The organism is Lentibacillus songyuanensis, from assembly GCF_039548255.1.
Lineage (GTDB): Bacteria > Bacillota > Bacilli > Bacillales > Amphibacillaceae > Lentibacillus_C > Lentibacillus_C songyuanensis.
The window spans coordinates 94,449-103,350 of record NZ_JBCLVH010000016.1; the positions used below are offsets into that span (position 1 = coordinate 94,449).

An 8,902-nucleotide genomic window follows, 5' to 3' on the forward strand; every position below is an offset into this window, starting at 1 on the left:
TTTACGATATTTTCATACAACGATAACACCATATCGCTGCCACAAAAGCAAATCCTCCAGAAATAATGGGAAGTAATGTATATGGCCAATGATTAATGATCCAGCCACCAAAGATGGATCCCAGCGTTATTCCTGCGTACATGGCGGTTTGATTCCATGCCATTGCACTTCCAAGATTGTCCGGAAATTCCTTCGCAAGCCGGGCTTGATAAGAGGAAAATGCCACATATCCAGAAAATGCCCAAAATGCAAGCAGTATCCACAATAACCACGTCGAAAATAACCATCCCAGTAGTAACAAAACAATACCAAGAGCCACCAGACTAGTAGTAGAAACCGATCCTCCCGTCCAGACATCAGCAAAACGTCCTCCCAACAAACTGCCACTAATGGCACCAATACCATAAACAATCAGAGCCACAGCAATAAGTATGGATGACAGATGTTGTACCGATTGTAAGCCTGTTCCAAGGTATGTATATAAACCATAAACACTCCAAGCCCAAAACATGGTTACCGCAACATTCAGTAATATTCGTTTTAACTCTCTGTTCGTTTCACTTTTCTGCTGAGCTGTTTCTTTTGTTGACCACATGCGATAATTAAAGACCAATAGAATAACTGCTGCAATACCTAATACGATAAAGACATAATTCCATCCCAAAAATTTCCCTGCTACAGTACCGATTGGAGCACCTAACCACAATGCAGTTAGAAATCCAGTAGTGACGATCGCTAGCCAGCGGCCACTTTTTCCTTCTGGTGCTGAATCACCCGTTACAGCAAACACAGACGAAGTGATTGCGGATGCGGAAATCCCGGCAAGTACCCGACTTCCAATTAAAATGTTAAACGTGGAGGCAGTCCCTGTCAATATATTTGCAATCATAAAACCCACAAGTCCGCCAACAATCAATTTACGTCTTCCCAAGCGATCCGATAGAATTCCAAATCCCGGTGCGCCCAAGGCATACATTAATGAAAATGTTGTCACCATCCAGCCGGCTTTTGACGGTGTAACACCAAACTGTTCCGCAATCAAGGGTAATAGCGGGGATACAACAAATAAATCCGTACCAATAATAAATAACGTAATCCAGCTGGTAAATAGCTGGAGACGCTGTACTAGCAACCTACTCATCTTCTTTTCACCTTCAAATTAATTTCATCTTATTATGTGGGGGAATTATAAAACCTTAACCCACACAGAAATGTTTACCCTGCTGAACAACGTCGCCCATCTTTGTTCTTAGACTAGCTCTGCCTGTGTATATATGAATTATAAGAGAAAGGAGTTCAACGGATGAAATACTTTGACTGGAATGCAATTATCTTCGTGAGTGTATCGCTCATTCATGATTATTGGATTTATTGGCGTTTACCACAAATTCAATACTGGGAAACATATAAGGATATAACTGTAGACGATCATGATGATAAAAACAAGGCAGCCTAATCCAGAAACGTGAGTCCCCAAGCCGATTTGGTGCACAAGGCTATGGGACAACCAACCATACTTCATTAATTTTTTGCTTCATCCATTAGCTTTTTACCTTTTTCATAAAACTGCTCCATATCTTTCTTCGGAACAAGCGCGCCTCCTGTTGCCCACACAATATGTGTTGCTTCATTCATGTTTAGCTGATGATCGGACGCATAGCTAGTTTGTGCGACTTTACCTGGCCCTGACAATCCTGCAGCAGCCGATGGTTCAATGTAAATACCCTCACTGTCAGCAAGCATATAAAGCAATCTGTACAATTCATCATCGGCTATTGTGTATATCCCGCTTATATACCGATCACTTATAGAAGTTGCAAAATGTGACGGCCGCCCTACTGCTAGTCCATCAGCCTCGGTATGATTATCAAGTCCAAAATCCTGTACGCAAATATTATCCTGTTCACCTGTCAGCAATCCGATCAGCATCGAAGGAGAATGGGTGGGCTCCACAAAGAAACAATGGACATATTCGCCAAACACTTGCTTCAATCCAAATGTAATACCGCCGGGAGAACCGCCAACACCACACGGCAGATAGACGAACAACGGGTGCTCTTCATCAACCTTAATCTGTTGTTCAGCAAGCTGCTTTTCCAGTCTTAATGCTGCTACACTATACCCGATAAATAAATGCTCGGAATCCTCATCATCGACAAAATAACCCATTGGATCTGCTTCGGTCTGCTCGCGCCCTTCATGGATTGCTTCACTAAAGTCACCGGAAAATTCCTCTACCGTGGCACCTTTCTCACGCAACAAATCCTTTTTCCATTGTTTGGCATCACTGGACATGTAAACGGTGACATGAAACCCTAACTTCGCACTAATTATTCCAATGCTTAATCCTAAGTTTCCTGTAGAGCCAACACCGATAGAATACTGGCTGAAAAATGTCTGCAATGATTCACTTGCAAACACGTCATAATTAGTTTCCTGAGTAATTAGACCAGCACCGCACGCCAGCTTTTCAGCATACTGGAGAACCTCGTAAATACCTCCTCGTGCTTTAATGGATCCTGCAATCGGCAACTCATTATCACTTTTTAGGTATAGATTACCAGTGAAAGGTAATGCATATTGACGTTCCAGCCGTTTTTTTATGGAGGGTATTGGACGCAATGGTGATTCAACAACCCCACCATTGGTTGCGGGAAATGCTTTTGCTAAAAATGGGGCAAACCGCTGCCATAATTGTTCTGCCTCAATCATATCCGCTTTCCTTACAGGCAGTTTTGGGAGTTCATCATCCTGGTTTCTTGGGGGATGAAGCCAAATGACAGGATGTAGTTGGACAATATCTGTTAACAAGGGATAGCATCTTTTATAGTTTTGTAATTCCAGTTCGGAAAATACCAAAGTATTCAACCCTTTCTATATATCGTTAATCCTAATCATATATGGTCGCTTTTTCTTATTGTAAACATGTTATCACAGACAAACCCATTACTGGAAGAATTCGACAAGCCTTTGCTGAAAAAAACAGGTTATTTTATAAGGAAAGGGAAAAAATATGTTTGTGAACAAATTGCTTCACACATAAATTAATTCAGGAGGGGTTCCCATGAATCACCGTGACAATAACAATCGTGATTTAAACAAAAACCGTAACCATAATGATGATAATTTTGATCGTGAAATTGATAATGTAGAATTTGCGAATGAAAATGAATTCCTTGACAATAACGATATTGACGATCATAACAAACAACGCAATAACAACCATAAATAGGTTTGCTTTCCACCTAAAACCTGTATAACGACTTATTCGTTGTACAGGTTTTCTTAATTTATTCCTGTGTTCATGAACTGCAGTCTGTCACCCCGGTGAACTTAAACACCACTGATAAAAAAACAAAAGACGTGGATATTCATTGCAAATGTTCTGGAGGGGTATACTTATGATCATTATCTTTCACTTCTTTAAAAATATTTGCTTGATCAAACTGCATGTTGGTATCGCTTAATTGCTTCGTTAATTGTTGTAATTGCAGTTGGGTGGTCATCATCTGATTAATCGATTCCTGTAATTGCTGGATGTCCTTTTTAGTTGCAGGTTGCGCTTCTGCTTTTAAAGTGATTCCCAGTTTTCCACTAGGTTCGAGAGTTGCCCATTCGACATTGCTCATGTTTGTAACGTTTTTTTGCCTGAGATTCATTTCCAATTGGTCGACCGTCATACGTAACTTTGCTAACGTTTTTTCATTCAAGGTTCCGTTTTCAATCAGTACTTTTGATTTGCCTGTAATCATTGTTTCCAAACCGTCCGATTTCAATTGGCCATACTCCATCACAAGCAATGTTAAAACAAGTACGGCGCCTACCGCGAATGAAAGCCAGACACTTTTGCTTGTTACTGGTTGAATAAGTAATGTACCGATCGAAATCATTAATACAGATTCTGCTAATGTCATTTGCGAAATCGTTTTTCTTCCAGCAACGCGCAACAAAAGTGTGCCAACAATTACAATTAGTGCCGCTTGCCAAATCCAGTTAAAATCCATGTGGATACTCCTTTCCTATTACTTTTCATTTTTTAGATTTCCTATCACAAGGTAATTTATACGTAGAAGACGGGCCATTGGAGTAATTCCAATGACCCGTCTTAAAGTTAACCGATTAGTTTCGCCATATGCTTAAATTCAAGCTCCCTGAACGTAGCATTTAGTTTGGTTTTATCATATTGCCATACAGCTGTCTCCAACGGACAAGTAACAGGAACATCACACTTTATTTTTGCTAGTTCCCTTGATAGATGCAGCATATCAAGATTTGTTTCAATTTTGTTGCGAATCCCTGTCGGTAATTGGTCGATATTGACCAGCATATTATCGATTGATTCATATTCTTGAATCAGTTTGAGTGCTGTCTTCTCGCCAATTCCCTTTACCCCTGGATAATTATCAGAGGAATCACCCATTAATCCTTTTAAATCAATTACTTGCTTTGGTGTAATTCCCCGTTTGTCATAAAAATTATCGATGGTAAACACATCATAATTGCCTTGTCCCTTTTTCATAATCGCAACACTGATTCCATTATCAACTAACTGTAGTATATCCTGATCCCCGGTCAAAATAAGGACATCATTTTCAGTTTTATGGAGCTGAGCTAACGTGCCAATACAATCATCGGCTTCAAAATTGACAACCCCCACATTTGGCATATCAAATGCTGCAACGACTTCTTTGATTAAGTCAAACTGTGGAATTAATTCTTCCGGTGGCTCTCCCCGATTTGCTTTATAATCTGTGAATAAATCGGTACGAAAGGTTTTACTTCCCATGTCCCAGCAGCAAATTACATGTGTCGGGGTAAATTTATCAACCGCATCAAGGAAATACCGTAGGAACTGATAAATCCCATTAGTGGGCACGCCTTGACTAGTCTTCATAAAATTCCCGCGGAACGCAGTAGCATAAAACCCTCGAAATAACAATGCCATTCCATCAACAAGCATAATCTTATTCGATTTTGCCATTGTCAAACCTCCTTTCCAAAAACTTTTCACATCTAACTTACTTGCTCATTACTCATAATCGTTTCAAGTTCTTGCTGTTTTGCTTGTAAGTGGGAAATATCAATCGTTTCTTCAAGCACCGACAAGGCATCATTAATAGATTGTCTGATCGTTTGCATGGTTTCCTGCTGCATGTTTTCCATCAATTGCTTCCATTGTTCTTGATATGATTTCAGCATTATAGCCTTGTTTTCCTCCATATAGCTTTCTACGTATGGCACCAAGGTTTGGTATATTTCATCTTTCATGAGTTCTTTTTCATTTTTTGCGAAAAAGGCTTTTGTTCCCTTAAAAAGGGATAACGATTTTTGGAAGATCGTTTTATCTAATTTTTGAAACGCCTGCTCGTATTCAGGCGTCGAGAAGTCAAACGAAGACAGACCGGGTAATAATAGTTGCTGATCGATTTCTTCTGCTCTTTCCTTGCATGTCGTATACGCATCTTCAGCAAGTGAACGCATGTAAGCTTCGATTCGCAGTGAAACCGCACGTAGTTCCTGAACCAGCTCATATCCTGCATAGTCGAGTAAGTCATTTAAGCTCTGTTGCAGTTGAATAGTTGCTTGTTTTCCTGTTTCCGTGATGGTCGCAGGATTAAAGAATTCCTTGAACATATCATGAAATCGAATCCCTAACCGCTCCATGACATAATACAATTGTTTATCCAACTTTTGCGCAATCTGCTTTTGGTATAAGGATGTATCCATATCGTTAACCACTTGCTGCAATGTTTCTTGTTCGGTCAACAGTTTGGTCCGGTATTGGTCCTTTTCCTGTTCATTTAAGCTTGCTGAAGCAATATAATTCGTTAGCACTTGGTAAGCCCTTCGGATATCAAGTAAAGCTGCTTGAATGGAAAGGCTTGCCAAGTCATGCTGGATAAAGGCATAAAATTCCTGTTCAAACGCTCGCATTTTTTTGCTTACAGGCAACTGCTGTTGTCTCGCCTGTAATGCCTGTTTACTGGAAACAGGAAATAACTTCGGAAATCGAATACCAAACTGCAATAATTGTTCTTCAATATACTCCGTTACCAAACGCAACTCCATCTCATCCTTAGCCAGATCTGCTGCATTGACAATAAAAAACATCTTATCTAATTGAAACGAATCCTTTATCCGGCCAAGCTGCATCAGAAAGTCTTGATCCGCACGTGACAACGCATGGTTATAATATGTGACAAAACACATGGCATCCGCATATTTGATATAGTCAAAAGCAACATTCGTGTGCCTCGAATTGATCGAGTCCGCTCCCGGTGTATCGACTAAGGTGATTCCTTGTTTGGTAATCGCACAGTCATAATAAACATCAATCGATTCCACAAAACATGCCTTCGTTTCATCACTTACATATCCAGCAAAATCGTCAAGACTGATAGAGATAGAATCCCCTAACAATTCCTGGTGCTCTGGATACCCTGAAAGCATAGCCTGCAAATACGATTGGTGCAGTTGTTTTAACTGTTTGTTTTTATAAATATCATTATCTTTGACCCATTGCAGTAATCCGGCAAAATCCGTTGCCGCAGGAGCAAACGGTCGGCATATCGCTGCTAAGTCCTCAAAAAGGACATCCTGGTGCTTCATATGCACCACAACAGAACCATGCGGATATGTTTCTGTAACCGGGCAAATCCGATTAATTGCTGCAGTGGTCGGGTTTGGTGAGACAGGTAGCACCAAATCTCCAAGTAATGCATTGGCAAAGGATGACTTTCCGGCACTAAACGCACCAAATAATGCAATTGTATAGGATTGATGTATTAATCGCTCTCGTTTTTCGGTTAAATCCGTGACAACCGTTTGAAACCCTGGCAGTCCATTGATCGTTTCCAAGGTTTGATCGATCCGCGTACATACATCCTCACTGGATAAGGAATGACTACGTTTCGACTCAGGTTCAACAGATTTTTCCTGAAACGGTTCAACATCAGTTGTTACTTGCTCATGGACAAGACGTTGACCTGTAAACTGCTGTTTTTCCAATAAAACTTGATCCAATAAACGATCGTCCCGTTGCCCAGGATGCTGCAACAGCTCCTCCAATTGGTATTGCTTATCTAGCAATGTTTGCTGCAACGTATTTTTTGTTTCCTGTTGTTTCAACAATTGGCTGATTTCGTCCAGCTCATCTTTAAATGCCAGTTGTTTCTTCTTATTCTCGTGTGTGAGCTGCCCATCAATCTGCTCCCATAGTTGCTTTGCTTGGCTGCGATATTTTTGTTTTATGTCCTGACTTACCTCATTTGTATAATGTAAGACGGATTGACCATTAACCTTCGCCCCCGGATTTATTAGAGCGGCCAGATCCTTTGTGGTATAATCAATGGCTAACTGCTGGATGCATTCGAACAGCGCTTGATCCGTTATTCCGTACTGTTTCAGCAAATTGGTAAATTTATCACGCAGTTTCCATTGGATGGCGGTTTCCATTGTTTCACTTAATGCTTGTAAGAATGTCGCTTGCCGTATCTCCCTTTCAGCCTGTGTTTTTTTCTTCGAGCCGAACATACCGATTTTAAAATCTTGCTGCTGTGCTTCTAAAAAGGCCGCAGCCTTCTCCCGTAAATCATGTGGCATCAGATACGCGTTTTTTAAGGTTGCATCCAATTCTTCACGGCATTGCTGTTCCAAATCATGACGTGCGGCTTCTACATCATGAATTTGCTGCTCGATGGCTTGTCTTTGCGCATACAAGTTTGCTGTATCAAGCTGTTGATCAGGAAAAGAAGCCATTTTCTCAGCAAGTTCATCAATTAATTCGCGCTTATGCTCCTCCACCACATCCCGAATGGAATTTGCAATAGAATCAATTAACCCACGTTTTTCTTTTAGCCATCCAACTATATTTTTCTTTAGCTGTGGAAATTGATTATACGCTGCCCGCTCATCAATTAAAGAAGAATAATAGATTGCCTCTGGATGAATATTCCAATTAGTAAAGGTTTGTTTTATACTTGCTTCAAACGCTGTAAATGACAGCTCTTTATCATCATGTTTATCAATTTGATTAATCACCACGAAAAAAGGGATCCGCTTCTCATTTAACGTATGCATGAATTGCAGATTCACCTCGGACTGTACATGGTTATAATCCATCACATAAACAAGCAAATCGACAAGATGCATGGATGCTTCGGTCATCAACCGATCGGCATCATCTGCTGCATCGATCCCAGGCGTGTCAAAAAGGGCTGTATTCTCAGGGATGACAGGTAAAGATGTACTTATTTCTACCTTCTTTATGTTATTTTTATCTTTACAGTAGTTTTTTATTGTTTCCATGTCATATGGTTCCTGATACTCTACCGGTGCCTGATCATGGAAAAAAATCCGTGCTGCTCCGCGTCCGGATGTAATTTTAACTACATTCGCACTTGTAGGGATCGGGCTTTCCGGCAAAATATCCTTTTCTAAAAGCGTATTGACCATGGTTGATTTGCCCGCTGAAAAATGGCCAGCAAAACTGACAACATATTCTTGATTTTTCCACTTTTCATAGATATCCAGTATTTTATCTGCGCTTCGTGTATCTCCATTGGCAAGCATCACTTCATAAAGTGCCGTAAAATGGTTGATACCCACTTGCTGGGATGGCAACGTTGTTAATTCCAAAATGCACAATTCCTTTCTTCTCTACGGTTCATATACTTCTATTATACGTTGTATCATATATAAATGCCACCGGTAGAATAAAGCGAAAAAGAATGGTTGAAACATAACGGAAACTTTACACACTTATAGGGGGGTAAGTTTAGAATATTAATCTTTTAAATGAGGTGCAATACGCAGTTGATGGAAACTGCGACGTAGTGTTCATTCTTTTACATGACACTTTCTCTCGTTCTATTGGAAGAGAAGTGCTGGTGCCGCCGTCCGG

Annotated in this window: 7 protein-coding genes; 2 read left to right on the top strand and 5 right to left on the bottom strand. The window is 40.4% G+C overall.

Going from position 1 to position 8,902, the window contains the following annotated elements:
- Position 1: 1 nt before the first annotated feature.
- Entirely contained in the window at positions 2-1,141 is a 1,140-nt protein-coding gene (locus WMZ97_RS15260) for an MFS transporter (RefSeq protein ID WP_343272950.1), read from the bottom strand.
- 162 nt (positions 1,142-1,303) lie between these two features.
- Between WMZ97_RS15260 and WMZ97_RS15265 the strand changes: the two genes are divergently transcribed.
- Positions 1,304-1,456: a hypothetical protein gene (locus WMZ97_RS15265; protein WP_343272951.1), complete on the top strand. Its 153-nt coding sequence runs from the start codon at positions 1,304-1,306 to the stop codon at positions 1,454-1,456.
- Positions 1,457-1,521: 65 nt separating this feature from the next.
- On the opposite strand, the gene WMZ97_RS15270 is transcribed toward WMZ97_RS15265, so the two are convergent.
- Entirely contained in the window at positions 1,522-2,859 is a 1,338-nt protein-coding gene (locus tag WMZ97_RS15270) for a D-serine ammonia-lyase (protein ID WP_343272952.1), read from the bottom strand.
- A 205-nt stretch (positions 2,860-3,064) separates the two neighbouring features.
- Between WMZ97_RS15270 and WMZ97_RS15275 the strand changes: the two genes are divergently transcribed.
- Positions 3,065-3,232 carry a hypothetical protein gene (locus WMZ97_RS15275; RefSeq protein ID WP_343272953.1) on the top strand — a complete coding sequence of 56 codons (168 nt, stop codon included), beginning with the start codon at positions 3,065-3,067 and terminating at the stop codon, positions 3,230-3,232.
- Positions 3,233-3,371: 139 nt separating this feature from the next.
- Here the strand turns inward: WMZ97_RS15275 and WMZ97_RS15280 are convergent, their stop codons facing one another.
- From WMZ97_RS15280 to WMZ97_RS15290, 3 genes are all read right to left on the bottom strand, one after another.
- The gene (locus WMZ97_RS15280) at positions 3,372-4,004 is read right to left on the bottom strand and encodes a DUF421 domain-containing protein (protein WP_343272954.1); all 633 of its coding nucleotides are present in this window, start codon (positions 4,002-4,004) and stop codon (positions 3,372-3,374) included.
- A gap of 107 nt (positions 4,005-4,111) precedes the next feature.
- Positions 4,112-4,981, bottom strand: a complete 870-nt coding sequence (locus WMZ97_RS15285) for a 5'-3' exonuclease (protein WP_343272955.1) — start codon at positions 4,979-4,981, stop codon at positions 4,112-4,114.
- Between the two features lie 32 nt (positions 4,982-5,013).
- Positions 5,014-8,637 (bottom strand): dynamin family protein, encoded by a 3,624-nt coding sequence (locus WMZ97_RS15290; protein WP_343272956.1) that lies wholly within the window; start codon positions 8,635-8,637, stop codon positions 5,014-5,016.
- Positions 8,638-8,902: the final 265 nt, after the last annotated feature.

Coding starts and splice junctions, on each gene's coding strand:
- WMZ97_RS15260 (WP_343272950.1), bottom strand. CDS start 1,141: ATGAGTAGGTTGCTAGTACAGCGTCTCCAGCTATTTACCAGCTGGATT.
- WMZ97_RS15265 (WP_343272951.1), top strand. CDS start 1,304: ATGAAATACTTTGACTGGAATGCAATTATCTTCGTGAGTGTATCGCTC.
- WMZ97_RS15275 (WP_343272953.1), top strand. CDS start 3,065: ATGAATCACCGTGACAATAACAATCGTGATTTAAACAAAAACCGTAAC.
- WMZ97_RS15280 (WP_343272954.1), bottom strand. CDS start 4,004: ATGGATTTTAACTGGATTTGGCAAGCGGCACTAATTGTAATTGTTGGC.
- WMZ97_RS15285 (WP_343272955.1), bottom strand. CDS start 4,981: ATGGCAAAATCGAATAAGATTATGCTTGTTGATGGAATGGCATTGTTA.